Consider the following 20,858-nt stretch of genomic DNA (forward strand, 5'->3'; position numbering starts at 1 on the left):
ATTATTGTTATATTTGAATATATTAATATCCAAATATAACAATTTAATATTGACTATCTATTTAAGCTCACCAATTATTAGGTGTTTAAAGTATTATTAATTAAATAACACTTTTATTTTTCATCTCAATAATTTGTTCATCGCTATAACCAAGCTCTTTCAATATTTCGTGATTATGTTCTCCCAGTAATGGAGCACTCTTAATTTCTGGAATAAAACTAGAAAACTTCACTGGGCACCCTACCGTTAAATAAGAACCCCGTATGGGTTGCTTAACTTCAACAATAGAACCACTACCACGCAAAGATTTATCTTCCATAATCTCTTTCATACTCAGCACTGCGGAACAAGGCACGCCAAACTTATCGAAATAATCGGTTATTTCATGTTTATCTTTGTCTTTCGCAATATCTTCAATCGCATCCCATACATCCTGAATATGGCTTACCCGAGCTTCGGTCGTTGCGAAATTAGGGTCGGTTTTCCATTCCGGTCGACCAATCGCATCACAGGTGTTTTCCCAGTTATGATCCTGATTAATAAAGTAAATATAAGCATTAGGATCAGTATCACTGCCCTTACATTTAAGCATGGTGCCGGGCTGACCTCCCCCGCTGGAATTTCCGCCTCGGGGAACCGCATCACCAAACTTTCCATTTGGATATTGCGGGTACTCTTCTAAATAACCTATTTTTTCTAAGCGCTGTTGGTCGCGTAATTTTACACGGCATAAATTCAGCACAGCATCTTGCATTGACATCGTCACGCGTTGACCTTTACCTGTTTTTTCGCGGTGTAACAATGCGGTTAACAAGCCAATCAGTAAATGCATTCCCGTATTACTGTCCCCAAGGGCTGCTGCACTTACAACAGGGGGGCCATCAGGGAACCCTGTTGTTGAGGCTGCACCTCCTGCTGATTGGGCAACATTTTCGTACGCTTTCACATCTGCGTAAGGCGAGTTTTGATTAAACCCTTTGATGGAACCAAAAATTAAACGAGGATTTAATTGTTGAATGTACTCCCATGTGAATCCCATATGGTCAATCGCCCCCGGATGGAAATTTTCAACTAACACGTCCGCTTGGCGTATCAGCTTTTCCATGACTTCTTTACCCTCTGGGGTTTTAGTATCCAGCTCTAAAGAACGCTTATTACTATTAAGCATGGTAAAATATAATGCATCCACATCAGGAATATCACGCAATTGATGACGAGTTACATCTCCAACTCTTGGTCGTTCTATCTTTATCACATCAGCCCCAAACCACGCTAACATTTGGGTACAAGATGGCCCAGACTGAACCCCTGTAAAATCTAGAACACGTATTCCATCTAAAGGCTTTGTAGCTGTCATCATTTACCTCTTTTTGCCGAAAGACCATGATGCCAATCCCACCATGGTCGAGACTTTTATCAAACAGACATTTCTAAGCGACGACTCGAGCGATATAGATCCACACGGGTGCTGCAATAATAAAACCAAGTACACTTACCGCCAGTGATGCGGTTCCAGTACGGGTATAAATATTAAAGCGACTTGCAATAATAATCCCTGAGAACGCAGGTGGTAATGCCCCCGCTAATACCATCATTTGCAATTGCTCAGATTCCATATTAAACGTCATTCCCGCAAGTAACATTAAGCCTGGCATTAACACGAGTTTTAATAATGTGTTGTAAACATTTCACCATCAAACTCGAATTTATTCGCTGCTAATGTCAAGCCTGCGGCAAATACCGCTACACCTGAATTCGCTTTAGCAATTAATTCAAAAGTCGGGTCTAAAATAGGGGGGATTTTAATACCAATAAGAACCAATACCGTTGCTAATACTGGGGCCCATACCACTGGCTCTTTAAAAGCAGAGACCAAAGCGTCCATTCCTCCTCCCCCTTTCTTACCTTCTGCATCAGATGGGTTAAGTAAAAATAGACCAATAGGAATAGTAATGGCATTAACAATAATTGAGATAATTGCCACAACGAGACCTGTAGAAACGGTCGCGCCATAAATAGGGTCGAGTATTGCAAACCCAAGAAAACCGATGGTCGGAGAACCTGCAATCAATGCACATACCGCCGCTTCACCACGGCTATGTTTAAAAATATATTTACAACTAAAGAAAGAGAAAAAGAAACAAATTAATAAAGTTACAAACGAAATAATGGTCAGTTTAGTGTCAGCAAATATCATTTCACGATTAGCGCGTGCAATTGAAACAAATAATGCCGCGGGTAATGCATAATTTAAAACTAATTTATTGAATGCCTTTGCTTGGTCTTCCGTAAATACATTACGCTTACCACTCGCATAACCAAGGACCATAATAATAATGATAGGCAATAGGTCACTCATAAAAATCTTCAACATAAAGTCAGCCATAAGACCCACCTATTTTTTGACGATAAAGTACCTTACGCCACTTATATCAAGTAAGTGGCGCTATGAAATTTCAACTTTTTAAATTGATGTTGGGTTAATTTTTTACTACTGATTTAGGATTCAAGCTGCCTATATGGCCACTTTCAGTCCCCACATCAGGGTCTATCACCACATTAATTAACGTTGGGTTACCTGATGTTAACCCTGCTTTCAATGCCTGTTGTATTTCTGCTGGTGTCGTTGCGTTATAGCCGATACCACCAAAAGCCTCTATCATCTTGTCGTAACGGGCAGTTCCCATTAATACCGTTGGAGAAGGGTCGCTATCACCATGCAAATTCACACCATCGCCACGGTATATTCCGCCATTATTAAAAATTAGAATGGTCACTGGCAGTTTATAACGGCAAATAGTTTCTATCTCCATACCACTAAAACCGAATGCACTGTCACCTTCAATAGCCACCACGGGTTTACCACTGGTTACTGCCGCACCAACAGCGTAACCCATCCCCACCCCCATAACGCCCCATGTTCCACAATCTAAGCGCTTACGTGGTTGGTACATATCAATAATATTTCGTCCATTATCAAGCGTGTTAGCGCCTTCATTAACGACATAAACATCTTGGTGATCGACCAGCACATCACGGATTGCACGTAATGCATTGAAATAGTTCATCGGAGAAGTGTCAGTATTTAACTTAGCAGCCATTTTCTCGACATTGATTTTCTTATGCTCATCAATACTGGCAATCCATTCTGTTGGGGATTTAACAGGGATTGATTTAAGACCAGCCAGTAAAGACTCAATACTTGAGTAAATATCACCAACAACAGGTGCGGTTATTGGGCGGTTACTATCAATCTCAGATGGCTCAATATCCAATTGAATAAATTGAGTGTCTGGCGACCAATGCTTACCTTTTCCATGATCAAGCAACCAATTAAGGCGTGCGCCCATTAACACCACAACATCCGCACTGGATAAGGCATATGAGCGAGCTGATGCCGCTGATAGGGGGTGGGTATCCGGTAGCAAACCTTTTGCCATTGACATCGGTAAATAAGGAATACCCGTCGTTTCAATAAATTGACGAATATTGTCATCCGCTTGTGCATATGCGGCGCCTTTACCCAAAATAATTAATGGCCGCTTAGCTGATGCAAGTAACTTAAGCGCTTTATTCACTGAATCAGGTGATGGAATTTGTCTTGGTGCAGGGTCTTCTACCTTAAAAATCGTTTTGTCTGCTTCGTCTTTATCCATCACCGCCGCTAACACCTCAGTGGTAAGGTCAAGATATACACCGCCAGGGCGACCCGATACCGAAGCTCGTATGGCTCTTGCTAAAGCAATCCCTAAATCTTCTGGTTTATTAACTCGGTAGGAAGCTTTGACAAATGGCTTTGCAGTATTCATCTGGTCCAGCTCTTCATAGTCCCCTTGTTGCAGGTCTATGATCGCCCTATCGCTTGAGCCACTTATTTGGATCATCGGAAAGCCATTGGTTGTCGCATTGGCTAGTGCCACCATACCATTTAAAAAGCCCGGTGCAGAAACCGTCAAACAAATACCGGGTTTTTGGGTAATAAAACCACTAATGGCAGCCGCATTACCCGCAGACTGTTCATGGCGAAAGCCAATATAACGTATTCCCTCGGCTTGAGCATGCCTCGCCATATCCGTAACAGGGATACCAACAACGCCATAGATTGTGTCAATGCCATTCTTTTTCAGTGCATCAACAATAATATGCATACCATCCGTTAAATTTTGATTTTGGTCAGCAGACATGTCCACCTCATCGATAGCAGAATGATGGGGAAGGTATTCTCCCCCAATTACAATTTAGATAGCTTTATTGGTTCGCATAGATGCAATTTCATCTGCACTGTAACCTAGCTCAGTCAGTACTTCTTCTGTGTGCTCACCCAACAATGGGGCACTCTTTATATCTGGTGTGAACGAAGAGAATTTCATTGGGCAGCCTACAGTTAAGTAAGTGCCTCTTTTAGGTTGTTCTACTTCAACAACGCTTCCGCTATCACGAAGTGATTGGTCTCTGGCAATTTCACGCATGCTCAGTACTGGCGCACATGGCACCCCATACTTACTGAGGTATTCAACGGCTTCATGTTTGTCTTTATCTGCCAAGAACTTTTCGATTTCAGCAAAGATATCAAAGATATGTGGCTGTCGAGCTTGTGGGGTACTATAAGCTGGGTCACTCGCCCATTCCGGCTTACCAATGGCAATGCAAGTCTGTTCCCAATCTTGTTCCTGAATAGTGAAATAGATATAAGCATTCGGGTCTGTTTCCCAGCCTTTACATTTCAAGATCCAACCGGGCTGCCCACCGCCTCCTGCATTTCCGCCACGGGGAACGGCATCACCAAATTTACCATTTGGATACTGAGGGTATTCTTCTAAATAGCCGATTTTTTCTAAACGCTGCTGATCGCGTAGTTTTACACGACATAAGTTGAGTACAGCATCTTGCATCGACATCGTCACGCGTTGCCCTTTACCCGTTTTCTCTCGATGTAACAGTGCTGCCAATAAGCCGATTAATAAATGCATCCCTGTATTACTGTCACCTAATGCAGCGGCGCTGACAAGTGGAGGACCATCCCAAAAACCGGTAGTTGATGCAGCTCCACCAGCGGCTTGAGCCACGTTTTCATAAGCTTTAACATTGGCATAAGGTGAGTTTTCATCGAAACCTTTAATGGAGCCGAAAATCAGACGAGGATTTAATTCTTGAATATGTTCCCAAGTAAAACCCATATGGTCGATGGCACCTGGATGGAAGTTTTCAACAAGGACATCGGCTTGTTTGATCAGCCGCTCCATAACTTCTTTCCCTTCTGGCGTTTTGGTATTTAATTCAACGGAACGTTTATTACTATTGAGCATGGTAAAATAAAGCGCATCAACATCGGGAATATCTCTAAGTTGATTACGAGTTACATCACCAACGCCGGGGCGTTCAATTTTTATCACATCAGCCCCAAACCACGCTAACATTTGGGTACAAGATGGCCCTGACTGTACACCGGTGAAGTCGAGTACTTTGATACCTTGTAAAGGAAGATCCATGCATTACCTCTTTATTTAGCTATCGTAAATGGAATGAATGATATTTATTTCACTGTATTAAAATAATATATTTAAATATGAGGGTTTTTATTTTGTTGAGGTAATATATTCCGCAACCGTTAACTATTTGTATTAAATATTATGGTATAAGTCCAGTGATTCGCCGCTTTAATTATTTTTTAATATCAATAGGCTAAAATAATATTAAATATAGTAATTAATTTCACTATTGCTCTATTATTGAATAATAAATCAACATCATCTAAATGTATTATTTAGTTACTCTAAATATGACCATCTTTATTAAATAAAGCATAAAATTAAGATAATAAATCTAATATCGACATTCTAATATCGATAAATTAAAATATATTTTTAATAAATAATTAAACACAGTTAAAATAAAACCCATCTGAATATGATAATTAAATAATATAAAAAAACCCACAAATATAATTTGTGGGTTTTAAAAATACTATCAAGATACTTAGTTTTTCTCTTGCTGCTGCTTTTCTTTTTCGATGATTTCACGGTACCAGCGTGGGTGATGCTTTCTTGCCCAACCACGAGTTACCCAACCTTCAACCATCGCACGTACAGAGCCTTTCACCCAAATTGCAGCGTATGCATGCACCACTATCATGATGATCAATGCGATAGCTGAAAGTGAGTGCACTAAGATAGCCGCACGATAAACAGGAATAGGGAAATAATCCGCAAAATAAGGGCGCCACATAATCACACCTGTGATAACCAATGCTAGTAAGCAAATGGTGACTACCCAATATACCCCTTTTTGACCGAGGTTATATTGCCCTACATCGCCTGCCTCTTCGTTTTTTAGTACCTTACCAATATTCTTAGCCCACTTAATATCTTCTTTATTAATGAAGTTATGGTGGAAATAACGGAAGAACATAAACACGAACAGCAAGAACATCGCTGTGCCCACGAATGGATGTAAAATTCGAGACAGTTGTGGCGTACCTAAAATGTTCATAAACCAGTTTAATGATGGGAAAAAGAACCCTAGACCACTGATCGCGGTGAACAAAAAGCAAATCACAACCGCCCAGTGATTGATCCTTTCAATCGGCTTATGGCGGATAATTTTATCGTTATCATCTGGCATCATTTCTGATCCTCCCCTTCTTTTGATTTCGAAGTGTCAGATGACATTGCATTATGCAAATCTTCTAAAGCCTCTTCTTCATCTTTTTTGGAGACGCGGTTCGGACCAATACCCACATAGTGGAAGATGGCCGCCGCAAATGTTGCAGCAAAACCAACCGCTGCCAACGGCTTCCAGATACCTTTCCAGAAAGTGACGGTTGGGCTGATTGTCGGGTTTTCCGGCAGCCCGTGGTACAACTGAGGTTTATCTGCGTGGTGTAAGACGTACATAACATGCGTACCGCCAACACCTTCAGGGTCATATAAACCTGCATTTGCATAACCACGAGTTTTCAGCTCTTCAACACGCTCACCTGCCATGTTAATCATGTCTTCTTTGCTACCGAAATGAATAGCCCCTGTCGGACAAGTTTTCACACACGCAGGCTCTTGACCGACTTCAACACGGTCAACACATAACGTACATTTGTATGCACGGTTATCTTCTGGGTTGATACGTGGCACATCAAACGGGCAACCCGCAATACAGTAACCGCAACCAATACAATGTTCTGATTGGAAATCAACGATACCGTTTTTGTACTGAACAATAGCACCTTCTGAAGGACATGCCTTTAAGCACCCTGGGTCAGCACAGTGCATACAGCCATCTTTACGGATCAGCCATTCAAACTTATCGTTTTCTTCGACTTCAGAAAAACGCATTACTGTCCATGACTTAGCTGTTAAATCTGTTGGGTTATCATATACCCCAACGTTAGTCCCTATTTTGTCACGGATATCATTCCATTCGGAACATGCGACCTGACAAGCTTTGCAGCCGATACAGGTCGTAACGTCGATAAGCTTTGCAACCTCTTCCTTATAGTCCCGCACCTGAGGTGCGGGAGTCAGGGAATTGGTGGCAGAACGACGAATAATGTCCTGAGATTGCATTGACATAATTTATCTCCTTACACCTTTTCCACATTGACAAGGAATGATTTAAATTCCGGTGTCTGAGTATTCGCATCACCCACAAACGGCGTTAACGTATTAGCGATAAAGCCTTTCACTGCCAAACCTTCAAATCCCCAGTGAATTGGAATACCGATAGTATCGATATCTTTTCCAGCCACTTTCAGGGTATGAATACGTTTGGTAACGACTGCTTTCGCTTTGATGTAACCACGTTTAGAGCTAACTTTCACCGTATCGCCTTGCTTGATACCTTTTTCATTCGCTAAACGTTCACCAATCTCGATGAATTGTTGCGGCTGAATAATGGCATTTAACAGAGCATGTTTTGTCCAATAGTGGAAGTGTTCCGTTAAGCGATAAGTGGTTCCCACATAAGGGAATTCAGTCGCTTTACCCATTTGAGCCCAGTCATCTTTAAAGACACGAGCCGCAGGGTTAGACACCACATTTGGATGCAATGGGTTAGTATCAAGCGGGGTCTCGATAGGCTCGTAATGCTCTGGGAATGGGCCTTCCGCCATTTTATCCAGTGCGAATAAACGCCCCATACCTTCCGGTTGCATGATAAACGGACCAACACCACTACCCGGAGCAGCATTGCTATAGTCAGGAATATCCATTCCTGTCCATTTGCTGCCATCCCACTCGAGAATCTGACGTTTTGGGTCCCACGGTTTACCCATTGGGTCAGCTGATGCGCGGTTATAAATCACGCGACGGTTCAAAGGCCATGCCCATGCCCAACCTAATGTGTTACCCAGACCTGTTGGGTCAGAGTTATCACGGTTAGCCATCTGGTTACCTTTTGGTGTCCAGCTACCCGTAAAGATCCAGCAACCACTTGATGTCGTACCGTCATCACGTAATTGAGCAAAGGAGCTAAGTAATTCACCTTTTTTAACAATCACGTTGCCATCTGCATCTTTCAAGTCAACTAAAGCATAGCCATTGTTTTCTTGAGCGACTTCTTCCGGAGTTGGATTATCACGGTCAAAGTAGTTCCAAGTCATACTCAGAACCTGCTCTGGCACAGCACCACCTTCGGCAGCATATAACTGACGCATGCGATGGAAAATCCCCGAAAGAATTTCACCATCACTAATGGCTTCGCCCGGAGCATCCGCACCTTTCCAGTGCCATTGTAACCAACGAGCTGAGTTAACAATCGAGCCATTTTCTTCAGCAAAACAACAAGAAGGTAGACGGAATACCGTAGTTTGGATTTCTTCCGGTTTCACATCGTTCATTTCGCCGTGGTTTTGCCAGAAATTGGATGTTTCCGTATTCAGCGGGTCAACGGTAATTAAATACTTCAACTTAGAAAGTGATTTAATGACTTTGTTTTTATTCGGGAATGAAGCAACCGGGTTAAAGCCTTGGCAGATATAACCGTTAACTTCCCCCTTATCCATCATTTCGAAATAACGCAACACATCGTAGCCTTGATCCCATTTCGGTAATAAATCAAAGCCCCAGTCATTTTCTTTCTGCGCTTTATCACCATAAAAAGTTTTCATCATACTGACGAAAAATTTCGGATAGTTGCTCCAATAGTTAACTTGGCCTGCAACCGTCGCTTTCGGTGTATTGGCAGTTAAATAACTGTCTAATGTCGTTTGTTTTTCGGATGGTAAGGTCAAATAACCCGGCAAGCTTTGAGATAGCAAGCCTAAGTCAGTTAACCCTTGGATATTGGAGTGCCCGCGCAGTGCGTTTACACCACCGCCTAGCATCCCCATATTACCCAGAAGTAACTGGATCATCGCCATAGTACGAATGTTTTGGGCACCAACAGTATGTTGTGTCCAACCTAATGCGTACAAGAACGAAGCGGTTTTATCTTTAGCACTCGTTTCTGCAAGGTATTCACAGACTTGCAAGAAGTCTTTAATTGGCGTACCACAGATGTTATTCACCACTTCAGGTGTATAACGGCTGACGTGCTCTTTTAATAGATTTAGCACACAACGTGGGTGTTTCAGAGTCGGATCGCGCAGCGCAAGGCCGTTTTCATCCATCTCATAGTTCCACGTGGTTTTGTCGTATTGACGTTTTTCTTCGTCATAACCTGTAAACAGGCCGTCATCAAAACCATAATCTTCACGAATAACTAAACTGGCGTTGGTATACGCTTCCACGTATTCACGCTGAATTTTTTCATTATCCAATAAGTATTTGATAACACCAGACAAGAACGCAATATCAGTACCTGAGCGAATAGGCGTGTAAAAATCCGCCACTGCCGCAGTACGGGTAAAGCGAGGGTCAATAACGATTAGTTTGGCTTTATTATGGATTTTAGCTTCCATCGCCCAGCGGAAACCGACTGGATGCGCTTCTGCCGCATTACCACCCATAACGACAACTAGGTTTGCATTTTTAATGTCAACCCAGTGGTTGGTCATCGCACCGCGACCAAATGTTGGAGCAAGACTTGCTACCGTTGGTCCGTGTCAGACACGCGCTTGGTTATCTACGGCAAGCATGCCGAGAGCGCGGGTAAATTTTTGGGTTACAAAGCCGCTTTCATTGCTTCCTGCGGATGCACATAACATACCGGTGGTTAGCCAACGGTTAACAGTGACACCCTCTTTATTTTTTTCAATAAAGTTCGCATCGCGGTCTTCTTTCATTAACTTAGCGATACGATCAAAGGCTTCATTCCAAGTGATACGTTTCCACTCATTTGTCCCTGGCTCACGCACTTCAGGGTACTTAAGGCGGCTTTCACTGTGGATAAAATCGATAAGTCCAGCACCTTTAGGACAAAGTGCACCACGGTTTACCGGATGATCCGGGTCCCCTTCAATATGGAAAATGCTTTCTTTCGCATTTTTCGCGCCATCACCAAGGCTGTACATTAACAGCCCACAGCCGACAGAACAGTAGGTACAGGTATTTCTGGTTTCCTTCGCACGCAGTAATTTATACTGGCGCGTTGACGCTAACGCAGTGGCGGGTGCAAACCCTAATGCTGCTGCCGTCGTACCTGCCATACCGCCAGCGCAGATCTTAAAGAACTGCCTTCTGCTGACTTGCATGGGGATCTCCTCATTATACATTGCTCATGTTTACCTAACGCCAATCGCGATAATCAGGTAAACTGTTCTTATTCAACGTCTTCCCTATCGTATCCAGGTACATTGCCTGGCAAATGGTGTAAATTCTTTTTACCCATAATTAATATTATGTATCATTAATGCTAGGAATTCATCTAATGTATGAAACAAATACTACAAATGACTCCAAATTAACTAAAATGATTGGCTTAAATCACACAAGTGTGCAACAAAAAGGCAACCTTAACTCCCCCGTTAATGATTATGTTGCAGAAGAATATCCTGTCGCTCTAGTGTTCAATGGCATATCACATGTTGTTATGATGGCAACGCCAAAAGATTTAGCGGATTTTGCCGTCGGGTTTGCACTTTCAGAAGGGATAATACAGTCAGGTGATGAAATACGTGGAATTGATATCGTTGAAGGCTGTAACCGAGGAATTGAAGTACAGGTTGAATTATCTAGCCGCCGATTTATGGAGCTAAAAGAACGCCGCCGTAATTTAGCAGGGCGTACAGGCTGTGGTATTTGTGGTACCGAACAACTCGATGAAATTTTTAAACCCATCGCTCCCCTACCTTTTACACAAACATTTTCCTTGTCTTACTTAGATAACGCGCTACATGAATTGAAAAAGGTACAAGAAATAGGTGCCCTAACGGGCTGTACCCACGCCGCCGCATGGATATCACCAGAAGGTTTATTAGTGGGGGGATGCGAAGATGTCGGTCGCCATGTCGCACTTGATAAACTACTCGGAATGAAGCATCGTAACCAATGGCAACAAGGTGCTGTATTGGTTTCTAGCCGCGCAAGTTATGAAATGGTACAAAAAGCCGCCAGTTGCGGTGCAGAAATTTTATTTGCCGTTTCTGCTGCCACGGCACTCGCTATCGAAGTGGCGGAAAAAGCCAATTTAACCTTAGTCGGTTTTTGCCGTCAGGGGAAAGCCACCGTGTTTACCCATCCGAGTCGGGTAAAGGATTAATCCCAACCTTTTTTTAATCGTGCGGCTTTATGATGTAACCCTGATAAAATTGAGTCTGCAATGTGCTTAGGGAAATTGGTTGGAAGCTGTTCCCTAACCTTTGTAATAACACTTTCCATTTGCTCATCAAACTCAATTAAGATTTTTTCCATTTCAGTGCGGTCAAAACCAACCTCCTTGGCCGTTGCAAAAAAATGCCTTGGAAAAATTTGCTCTATATTGTATTTCATCTCCCTTGTTCCCTTCAGCCCCATAGCCAATTTGGCATCTCTAGGGTTAATTCCCCTCCCCCCATAACTAGGATACATGGACAAAATATCGTAAAAAGGTGTTAACTGATAACGGCCTTCAGGTTCAATAAATAATGAAAAATTTTTAGCATGGCCATCCGTCGCTGCAAGTAACCAAAACAAAACCTGGCTCTTCATAAACTGATATCTATCTTTCTCTGCATTTATTGAACCTAATAAGTAATTCATAATTTCAGAAATACCCGGTCCACCATGATTTTGATATTTTCTTGCCGGTGAAATATTCAATGTTTGACAAAAATCTTCTTGTGGTAAACGCATAATCCACGAGGAATCAGAAGAATATTTACGATCAAAACGTTCAACCGCTAACGCCTTTATTTCACCTACATTTAAAATAAAACTATGGGGCACATCATTTAAACTGATGAGCCCCAGTACTTGAGCGAATAAAGTCACCTACCCAATAACCATTCATATATACATGCAAAATCGTCATCACCACTCCTCCTTCCATCCAGAGTTTGAATTTGAGTTTGAGTTTGATGAGCCACTTTCATTTCGCGGTTTAATATCGAGTTCTAAATTTAGGGCAGATAAAATCTTAAAGAAGGTTTCTAATTTGGTAGAGTCAGGAGAGAGTTCAAAACTGGAGACGGTATCTTGCCGAATACCCACTTTACTTGCGACTTTACTTTGAGATAATTTTTTCGTCTCTCTGACATCTTTCATGTAAGCACTAAGTTGTCGGGTATTGGTCACTTTCATTTTAACACCTACCTTGTTTGGCACTAATGATATTTACCTGCTACAACCGGTAAACATCATTTTACACGCTATAACAGGTAAAATATAAATAACACGCTATAGAGTGTAGAAATATATCGATAAGTATCATTCAAAGATAGACACAATACTGAGCCTTAAAGCGAGTGCAGCATCCACAAATTAGGCTCAATATATTCAACTTGTTGGCGCTGAATATCAACAGTAACTGGCACCAAAGCGTTGGGTACAATATATTGCCCTGATTGCGGGAAATACATGCCTGTCCATGATTGCCAATCAGCAATTGAGCCTATAATGACCATTGAACGATGAACGGGCTGTAGTACCGTGGCACCCAACCGCCAATGCGTTCTGATCCACGGGTCAAAAGGCTCCCCTCGCTCATTTTGCCAGCCGCAATACGCCTCAAAATCCTGTAATGGATAACAATGTTTTAATGTTGGGCGAACAGGCACAATCACCGCTTTTGCCGCATATTCTTTTGCTGCGTGTTTTAATGCATTAATCAATAAAGCAGGGATTTGACACCCACGATATTGCGGGTCAACCGTCACAGAAAGTGCCGAAATATAAGGCTCTCCGCCTTGTTGATTTTCCATCGCGAAGTTAAAAATCGCATCCCAGCCCATTTCCGCTAATTTGCTAAAATCACCATAAGGCCATAAAAAAGGCACAGAGCGAATAATACCAATGACCCGCTCCTCTTCGTTCTCATTTACAGTGGCAATAAATTGAAAATAAGAATTGGGCTCTTCATCAAGCCTGTTCCAATATTCATCACATACCGATGATTGGCTCATAAACTGAGGCCATAACTTATCAAGAAATAACTCGCACTCTTCTATTAAGTCAGGGCGTTGAGCGTAACTTTGAGTGTTAACTTGCAATAACTTATCCATGCTTTTATCTGTTAGTTGGTTTAATCGACCATTTTAGAAAAATAAAAACACTAAATGCTTAATATTGGATTAAGACGACAAAAAAGAAAGGAAACCTACACAACGCCGTGTAGGTTAATACGATACCGTATTACTTCCCAATACAAAAACTTGAGAAAATACGGCCTAATAAATCATCAGAAGTAAACTCCCCCGTGATTTCGCTGAGTTCTAATTGGGCTAGACGCAACTCTTCAGCCAAAAGCTCACCGGAGCGGGCATTCACTAACTGGTCATAGCCCTGTTCTAGGTGAACTGCGGCCGCATTCAATGCTTGTAAATGGCGGCTACGTGCCAAGAAACCACCCTCTGTATTACTATTAAAGCCAACCGCTTCTTTTAGATGATCCCGCAATAAATCAATACCATTTTCTTCACGAGCAGATAAACGGATTAATGGGTAACGAGTGTTATCAATAAACTCAACCGGCTCCCCGGTCATGTCTGCTTTATTACGGATCACAGTTACGGGTAGCTCATCGGGTAGGCGTGCCATAAATTCGGGCCAAATCTCTTGTGGCTCAGTGGCATCAGTCGTGGTGCTATCCACCATAAACAGCACATGGTCAGCCTGTTCAATCTCCTTCCATGCACGCTCGATACCTATACGCTCAACTTCATCACTGGCTTCCCGTAGGCCTGCTGTATCAATGATATGTAATGGCATTCCATCAATATGTATATGTTCACGCAACACATCACGGGTTGTACCCGCTATATCCGTGACAATCGCTGCCTCTCGCCCTGCTAACGCATTCAGTAAGCTAGATTTACCGGCGTTTGGACGCCCAGCAATCACCACTTTCATCCCTTCTCGCAACAAACTACCTTGGCGAGCTTGGGAGCGAACCTGTTCTAAATCGGCAACCACTTCATTAAGCTTGGCTTCAATTTTACCATCAGATAGAAAATCAATTTCTTCATCGGGAAAATCAATCGCTGCTTCCACATAGATGCGCAAGTGAGTGAGTGCTTCCACTAATTGGTGAATATGGGAAGAAAAAGCCCCCTGTAAGGAGTTCATTGCAGAGCGCGCCGCTTGCTCTGAACTCGCATCGATTAAATCGGCAATCGCCTCAGCTTGGGCTAAATCAAGCTTATCATTCAAAAATGCACGCTCAGAAAACTCACCCGGATTTGCTATACGAATACCATCAATAGTGAGTATTCTTCTTAGCAATAAATCAAGAATGACCGGACCACCGTGTCCTTGTAGTTCAAGGACATCTTCCCCTGTAAAGGAATTTGGCCCAGGGAAGTAAAGCGCAATACCTTGGTCAAGGACAGAACCTTCTACATCACGAAAAGGGAGATAATCCGCATAACGTGGCTTAGGGAGTTTACCCAACACGGTTTCAGCCACTAATGCAGCTTTTGGGCCAGATATACGTAAAATACCGACACCACCACGACCGGGAGGTGTTGCCTGTGCGACGATAGTATCGTTGATTTGCATGAGGTTTCTCTGTCTTTGACTTGAAAACTGTTTTTTGAAAATAATTAAGGCGACCATAATTGGTCGCCTTAATACTACTATAGAATCTCGCTTTGTGAAGCCATTCTCAATTTACTGAGAAGCGAAATTATTTTTTCTCTTTTTTATCGCGACTGTGTAGACCACGTTTTTCCAGACCACGGTAAATCACTTGTTGCTGGATAATGGTGACTAAGTTACTCACGATATAATACAGAACCAGACCTGATGGGAACCACAGGAAGAAAATAGTAAACACGACAGGCATGTACGTCATGATCTTCTGCTGCATTGGGTCAGTCACAGCGGTCGGTGACATTTTCTGGATAACAAACATCGTCACACCCATCAATACTGGCAGGATGTAATACGGGTCTTGCGCAGACAAGTCTTGGATCCAACCAAAGAATGGGGCGTGACGCAGTTCAACAGAACCCATCAACATATAATAAAGTGCAAGGAATATTGGCATTTGGATCAGCAGAGGTAAACATCCACCCAGTGGGTTTACTTTTTCTGCTTTATACATCGCCATCATTTCTTGGCTCATACGCTGTTTGTCATCACCAATACGCTCACGCATCGCAGCCAATTTTGGTTGCAGTAAACGCATTTTCGCCATTGAGGTATATTGCGCTTTAGTCAGTGGGTACATAATACCACGGACGATAAAGGTAATAACAATGATGGCAATACCCCAGTTACCCACGAAACCGTGAATAAATTTCAACAGTTTGAACAGAGGCTGAGAGATAAACCATAACCAACCGTAATCTACGGTCAAATCTAAATGAGGAGCAACTGCCGCCATTTCAGATTGAATTTCTGGACCAACCCATAACGTTGATGAATAAGTACCTGCACCATTTGCAGCAATGGTCATTGGTTCACTCTTATAACCAATAATGGCAGATTTTTTATCAAGGTCGATGGTATAGAAGGTGCTCTTTTCAGAACTTGCAGGGATCCATGCGGTTGCAAAATATTGTTGCAACATCGCGACCCAGCCACCTTTAGTGGTCAAATCAAGGCTTTTATCTTCGATGTCACCAAAGCTATATTTTTTATAGTTGTTTTCATCTGAAGAATAAGCTGCACCACGGTAAGTATGCAAAGCAAAATTACTACTACCTGTATCACGCTCTTTTGGTAACTCGATAGTTTGTTTCAACTGACCGAAGAAAGCGAGACTTAAAGGTTGAGCTGTCGGGTTTTGAATACTGTATTCAACTTCAACAGTGTATTGGCCACGTTTCACAATATACGTTTTCTGATAAACAACACCGTTGCTATCTGTAAATGTCATTGGAACACGTAACACATCCTGACCGTTCTCTAAAACGAAAGTTGCAGAGTCTGTAGAGTACAGTGGACGTTCGCCATTATTATTTGCGGGGTTGTCTGGGCCATGAAGGCCAATCAAACCACTTTGTGCCTGGTAGACAAAGCCTGGGTTAGTTTCCAGTAAACGGAAAGGGTCTTCCGAATGAAGGGTCGCAGGATAGGCTAACAGGTCAGCCTCATCGATATCACCACCACGAGTATTGATACGAATATCCAATACATCTGTTTTGACTGTGATGAGCTTACCTTGCCCGCTGCCAGTTACGGCTTGAGCATCACTGCTTGGCATATCCGCTTGTTGCGTAGTTTGAACAGTTTTAACTTCCTGAGCAACTTTATCGCTCTCCCAGGCCTGCCAAACTAAGAACGACACGAACAACAAAGCGATGAGTAGAAGATTGCGTTGCGAATCCATCGTTATAATTCTCTATTATCATCAGTTTTTCTAGGTGGGACAGGATCATCTCCACCAGCGTGTAAAGGGTGGCATTTTAATATGCGTTTCGCCGTTAACCAACTCCCTTTTAGCATACCAAACCTGCGCAATGCCTCAATTCCGTAATTTGAACATGTGGGATTGAAGCGACAACGAGGCCCTAACAACGGGCTAATCACCAGTTGGTAGCCTCTGATCAGCATGATCAGGAATTTTGAGCCAAGCGACGGTGACGACGCCATAACTTATCCAACGATTCCGTAATCTGTTGATTGTCGAGATTAGCGACCCCTTTCCTTACCAATACCACAAAATCCATTGAAGGCAACTCATGTTGATGCAAACGAAAGTATTCACGGGCTAACCGTTTGATACGATTTCGCTCATGAGCTCGTTTAACATTTTTTTTGGCGATGGTAAGACCGATGCGGGGATGCCCCAGCTCGTTTAGGCGACCAAGGATAGTTATCTCTGGGGAACTCGCCCTCTGCGGCTGCTTAAAGACATTATCGAAATGCCTGGGAGTTAACAAACGTAACTCCCGGGTAAAAGCGAGCGTAACCACTGGAATAGAGGGCTAGCTTTATTACTTAGATGAAACGGTCAGACTAGAGCGGCCTTTCGCACGACGGCGAGCCAGAACTTGACGACCATTTTTTGTAGCCATACGAGCACGGAAACCGTGTGAACGGTTGCGCTTCAGTACGGACGGTTGAAAAGTGCGTTTCATAACGATTTCTACCTAACTTTAAAATTTATTACTGATTCAGTAAACGCGTTGGCAACCAGTGAAAACTGATTTACACCTGTGCCTCTATCGCAACAATATAGAAAGAGGCAGGATTGTAATAAAACATAGGGGGTCACGTCAATGAAATGACGCAATCAAACCACTTTTATTTATAGCCTGGCTGACAGGTTTGCCGACATATGTTGTGACAGCCAACTGATTATTTTACTTTCATACTGGCTGACCACCTGCTTTTAACCCCTCTCTCTTTTAACGTCAGCGTTAAAATAGAGTAGCGGTACCCAGCAAGTTTACCTCAGTTTTGTGTAAAAATCACATCAGTACTGTACACAGGGAGGAAGATTATACGGACTCCGCCCCAAAGCGCAAGGATCTTGAAGTGATCTGAAAATATTTTTTGATCAAGCAGAATATTTTCGAGAAATCGTCTAAAGTTATCCCCAGCCATGTGGAAAAATAGCGGGTAATGACGATCATCCTGTCTGTTTCTTTATCATAAGAGATGCCTTATCACATTTACCTGTGGATAAAAAGCATAAAAACTGTGTAAAAGAATGAAGATCTCTGGCTAATTTTGCGGTATGATCTCGGGTCTATTTCTGATCCACTGATCAGCAATATGCGGTAAGTAAAAATTAATCTAAAACCTCTTTGGGCCATTAATAAAAAGTGATCCTGAGAAAATTCTTTGTTTGAATCCGTAATTCTTGTTCCATTGACCTTGTTTAGGGGAGTCCAACGTGTCACTTTCGCTTTGGCAGCAATGTCTTGCCCGATTGCAGGATGAACTACCTGCCACAGAATTCAGTATGTGGATACGCCCCCTTCAAGCTGAATTAAACGACAACACACTGGCACTGTATGCCCCAAATCGTTTTGTTCTCGACTGGGTTAGAGACAAGTACATCAATAATATTAATGAATTATTGAATGACTTTTGTGGAACTGACGCGCCTGCTCTACACTTTGAAGTGGGCAATAAACCGATTGCCGTCGCACCGGCAGCAACGCAAGCACGTACAACAAACCAAGTACCTGCATTTGCCGCGCCGTCAGCTCCGATTAAACCAAGTTGGGATAACTCAGCCAAAGTACAACCGGAAGTCGCTTACCGTTCTAATGTGAACCCTAAGCACACTTTTGATAACTTTGTTGAAGGTAAATCGAACCAATTGGCTCGTGCCGCCGCGAGGCAAGTGGCTGAAAATCCGGGTGGGGCCTATAATCCACTATTCCTTTATGGTGGAACAGGTTTAGGTAAAACTCACTTATTACATGCTGTAGGCAATAGTATTATGGAGCATAAAGCCAACGCACGCGTGGTTTATATGCACTCTGAACGTTTTGTTCAAGATATGGTCAAAGCTCTACAGAATAACGCAATTGAAGAATTTAAACGTTATTACCGTTCTGTAGATGCATTACTTATTGATGATATTCAATTTTTTGCTAACAAAGAGCGTTCACAAGAAGAGTTTTTCCATACTTTTAACGCGTTACTTGAAGGCAATCAGCAAATTATTTTAACATCCGACCGTTATCCAAAAGAGATTAACGGGGTTGAAGATCGCTTAAAGTCACGCTTTGGTTGGGGTTTAACGGTAGCAATCGAACCACCAGAACTCGAAACCCGTGTCGCGATATTAATGAAAAAAGCAGATGAAAATGAAATCCAACTGCCAGGTGAAGTGGCTTTTTTCATCGCAAAACGGCTTCGCTCTAATGTTCGTGAGTTAGAAGGCGCATTAAATCGTGTGATCGCCAACGCAAACTTTACAGGTCGCGCAATTACTATCGATTTTGTACGCGAAGCATTACGTGACCTATTAGCACTACAAGAAAAACTGGTAACTATTGATAATATTCAAAAAACTGTTGCTGAATATTATAAAATTAAAGTGGCAGATTTACTGTCGAAACGCCGTTCTCGTTCTGTCGCTCGTCCGCGTCAGATGGCAATGGCCTTGGCAAAAGAGCTGACCAACCATAGTTTACCTGAAATCGGGGATGCCTTTGGCGGCCGTGACCATACCACGGTATTACACGCTTGTCGTAAAATTGAACAGTTACGGGAAGAGAGCCATGACATCAAAGAAGATTTTTCTAATTTAATCAGAACATTATCATCTTAATTGCTATGAAATTTATTATAGAACGCGAGCAGTTATTAAAACCGTTACAACAGGTTAGTGGTCCTTTAGGTGGGCGTCCAACTCTGCCTATTTTAGGTAACCTTTTATTACAGGTAAAAGAAGGCACCCTCCAACTCACTGGAACCGACCTTGAAATGGAGATGATGGCCAACGTTCCTCTAACGCAGGAACATGAAGTTGGTGCAACAACGGTGCCTGCACGCAAGTTTTTTGATATCTGGCGTGGTTTACCTGAAGGTTCTGAAATTCTAGTAGAACTCAATGATGATAGACTGCTCGTCCGTTCTGGTCGTAGCCGCTTTTCATTATCTACTTTGCCAGCAGCAGACTTTCCAAACCTAGATGATTGGCAAAGTGAAGTTGAATTTTCTCTTCCTCAGTCAATACTGAAACGTTTAATTGAAGCAACTCAGTTTTCCATGGCACACCAAGATGTGCGTTATTATCTCAACGGAATGCTATTTGAAACTGAAGACTCAATGCTGAGAACCGTTTCAACCGATGGGCACAGGCTAGCAGTTTGTGCGATGGACATCGGTCAATCTTTACCTTCTCATTCGGTAATTGTTCCTCGTAAAGGGGTGATTGAGTTAATGCGCTTGTTAGATGGTGGCGATTCACCATTACAACTGCAAATCGGTAGCAATAACATACGCGCCCACGTAGGGGATTTTATTTTTACCTCTAAATTGGTTGATGGTCGCTTCCCTGATTATCGCCGTGTGTTACCGAAAAACCCAAATAAAACATTAGAAGCTCGTTGTGACTTACTAAAACAGGCATTTTCCCGTGCGGCGATTTTATCCAATGAAAAATTCCGCGGAGTACGCTTATATTTTAGTGAAAACCAATTACGCATCACAGCAAATAACCCTGAGCAAGAAGAAGCTGAAGAAATTGTTGATGTTAGCTATCAGGGAACTGAGATGGAAATTGGTTTTAACGTCAGCTACATCTTAGATGTCTTAAATGCACTGAAAAGTGAAAACGTGCAGCTATTATTAACCGATGCAGTTTCCAGTGTGCAAATTGAAGACGCTGAAAGCAAAGCGGCGGTATATGTTGTCATGCCAATGCGTTTATAATCGGTA

18 protein-coding genes and 1 pseudogene are annotated in these 20,858 nt (G+C 42.4%); 3 read left to right on the forward strand and 16 right to left on the reverse strand.

Annotated features, from left to right (window positions below):
• Nucleotides 1–100: 100 nt before the first annotated feature.
• The 7 genes and pseudogenes from frc (ACPEH5_RS18925) to fdnG all read right to left on the reverse strand — a co-directional run bounded on the left by frc (ACPEH5_RS18925) (nt 101) and on the right by fdnG (nt 10,624).
• The gene (gene frc / locus ACPEH5_RS18925; protein WP_042846764.1) at nt 101–1,357 is read right to left on the reverse strand and encodes a formyl-CoA transferase; all 1,257 of its coding nucleotides are present in this window, start codon (nt 1,355–1,357) and stop codon (nt 101–103) included.
• Between the two features lie 73 nt (nt 1,358–1,430).
• Nucleotides 1,431–2,374 (reverse strand): annotated as a pseudogene (gene yfdV / locus ACPEH5_RS18930) (transporter YfdV).
• Nucleotides 2,375–2,480: 106 nt separating this feature from the next.
• Nucleotides 2,481–4,184 carry an oxalyl-CoA decarboxylase gene (gene oxc / locus ACPEH5_RS18935; RefSeq protein ID WP_042846766.1) on the reverse strand — a complete coding sequence of 568 codons (1,704 nt, stop codon included), beginning with the start codon at nt 4,182–4,184 and terminating at the stop codon, nt 2,481–2,483.
• A gap of 54 nt (nt 4,185–4,238) precedes the next feature.
• Nucleotides 4,239–5,489, reverse strand: coding sequence for a formyl-CoA transferase (gene frc, locus ACPEH5_RS18940; RefSeq protein ID WP_042846767.1), 1,251 nt, complete (start codon nt 5,487–5,489; stop codon nt 4,239–4,241).
• A gap of 487 nt (nt 5,490–5,976) precedes the next feature.
• Nucleotides 5,977–6,624: a formate dehydrogenase cytochrome b556 subunit gene (fdoI, locus tag ACPEH5_RS18945; RefSeq protein WP_042846768.1), complete on the reverse strand. Its 648-nt coding sequence runs from the start codon at nt 6,622–6,624 to the stop codon at nt 5,977–5,979.
• On the reverse strand, nt 6,621–7,565 hold the full coding sequence (gene fdxH / locus ACPEH5_RS18950) for a formate dehydrogenase subunit beta (protein ID WP_004906826.1): 945 nt from the start codon (nt 7,563–7,565) through the stop codon (nt 6,621–6,623). Before fdxH ends, fdoI begins: the two co-directional genes overlap by 4 nt.
• 11 nt (nt 7,566–7,576) lie before the next feature.
• Complete coding sequence (fdnG, locus tag ACPEH5_RS18955; RefSeq protein WP_080750904.1) at nt 7,577–10,624, reverse strand: formate dehydrogenase-N subunit alpha; 3,048 nt, start codon at nt 10,622–10,624, stop codon at nt 7,577–7,579.
• A gap of 176 nt (nt 10,625–10,800) precedes the next feature.
• Between fdnG and fdhD the strand changes: the two genes are divergently transcribed.
• On the forward strand, nt 10,801–11,631 hold the full coding sequence (gene fdhD, locus ACPEH5_RS18960) for a formate dehydrogenase accessory sulfurtransferase FdhD (protein WP_042846771.1): 831 nt from the start codon (nt 10,801–10,803) through the stop codon (nt 11,629–11,631).
• Here the strand turns inward: fdhD and ACPEH5_RS18965 are convergent.
• The 9 genes from ACPEH5_RS18965 to ACPEH5_RS19005 form a co-directional block, all read right to left on the reverse strand.
• Nucleotides 11,628–12,341, reverse strand: a complete 714-nt coding sequence (locus ACPEH5_RS18965) for a HipA domain-containing protein (protein ID WP_232370503.1) — start codon at nt 12,339–12,341, stop codon at nt 11,628–11,630. The genes fdhD and ACPEH5_RS18965 overlap by 4 nt on opposite strands.
• A gap of 39 nt (nt 12,342–12,380) precedes the next feature.
• A complete protein-coding gene (locus tag ACPEH5_RS18970) occupies nt 12,381–12,650 on the reverse strand; it encodes a helix-turn-helix domain-containing protein (protein WP_131680787.1) in 270 nt (89 codons plus the stop codon).
• A gap of 155 nt (nt 12,651–12,805) precedes the next feature.
• On the reverse strand, nt 12,806–13,570 hold the full coding sequence (locus tag ACPEH5_RS18975) for a hypothetical protein (protein WP_042846773.1): 765 nt from the start codon (nt 13,568–13,570) through the stop codon (nt 12,806–12,808).
• A gap of 130 nt (nt 13,571–13,700) precedes the next feature.
• Nucleotides 13,701–15,065: a tRNA uridine-5-carboxymethylaminomethyl(34) synthesis GTPase MnmE gene (mnmE, locus tag ACPEH5_RS18980; protein WP_042846829.1), complete on the reverse strand. Its 1,365-nt coding sequence runs from the start codon at nt 15,063–15,065 to the stop codon at nt 13,701–13,703.
• A gap of 127 nt (nt 15,066–15,192) precedes the next feature.
• Nucleotides 15,193–16,842: a membrane protein insertase YidC gene (gene yidC, locus ACPEH5_RS18985; RefSeq protein WP_042846774.1), complete on the reverse strand. Its 1,650-nt coding sequence runs from the start codon at nt 16,840–16,842 to the stop codon at nt 15,193–15,195.
• Nucleotides 16,843–16,844: 2 nt separating this feature from the next.
• The gene (yidD, locus tag ACPEH5_RS18990) at nt 16,845–17,105 is read right to left on the reverse strand and encodes a membrane protein insertion efficiency factor YidD (protein WP_042846775.1); all 261 of its coding nucleotides are present in this window, start codon (nt 17,103–17,105) and stop codon (nt 16,845–16,847) included.
• The gene (gene rnpA, locus ACPEH5_RS18995; protein ID WP_072035181.1) at nt 17,069–17,428 is read right to left on the reverse strand and encodes a ribonuclease P protein component; all 360 of its coding nucleotides are present in this window, start codon (nt 17,426–17,428) and stop codon (nt 17,069–17,071) included. The genes yidD and rnpA overlap by 37 nt, the downstream gene beginning before the upstream one ends.
• 21 nt (nt 17,429–17,449) lie before the next feature.
• A complete protein-coding gene (gene rpmH, locus ACPEH5_RS19000) occupies nt 17,450–17,593 on the reverse strand; it encodes a 50S ribosomal protein L34 (protein WP_042846776.1) in 144 nt (47 codons plus the stop codon).
• A gap of 170 nt (nt 17,594–17,763) precedes the next feature.
• Nucleotides 17,764–17,841 (reverse strand): hypothetical protein, encoded by a 78-nt coding sequence (locus ACPEH5_RS19005; RefSeq protein ID WP_367575689.1) that lies wholly within the window; start codon nt 17,839–17,841, stop codon nt 17,764–17,766.
• Between the two features lie 513 nt (nt 17,842–18,354).
• On the opposite strand from ACPEH5_RS19005, the gene dnaA reads away from it, so the two are divergent.
• On the forward strand, nt 18,355–19,746 hold the full coding sequence (gene dnaA / locus ACPEH5_RS19010) for a chromosomal replication initiator protein DnaA (protein WP_042846777.1): 1,392 nt from the start codon (nt 18,355–18,357) through the stop codon (nt 19,744–19,746).
• A 5-nt stretch (nt 19,747–19,751) separates the two neighbouring features.
• Nucleotides 19,752–20,852: a DNA polymerase III subunit beta gene (gene dnaN, locus ACPEH5_RS19015; protein WP_042846778.1), complete on the forward strand. Its 1,101-nt coding sequence runs from the start codon at nt 19,752–19,754 to the stop codon at nt 20,850–20,852.
• Nucleotides 20,853–20,858: the final 6 nt, after the last annotated feature.

The organism is Providencia sp. NPDC089933 (assembly GCF_049545585.1).
Taxonomy (GTDB): domain Bacteria; phylum Pseudomonadota; class Gammaproteobacteria; order Enterobacterales; family Enterobacteriaceae; genus Providencia; species Providencia huashanensis.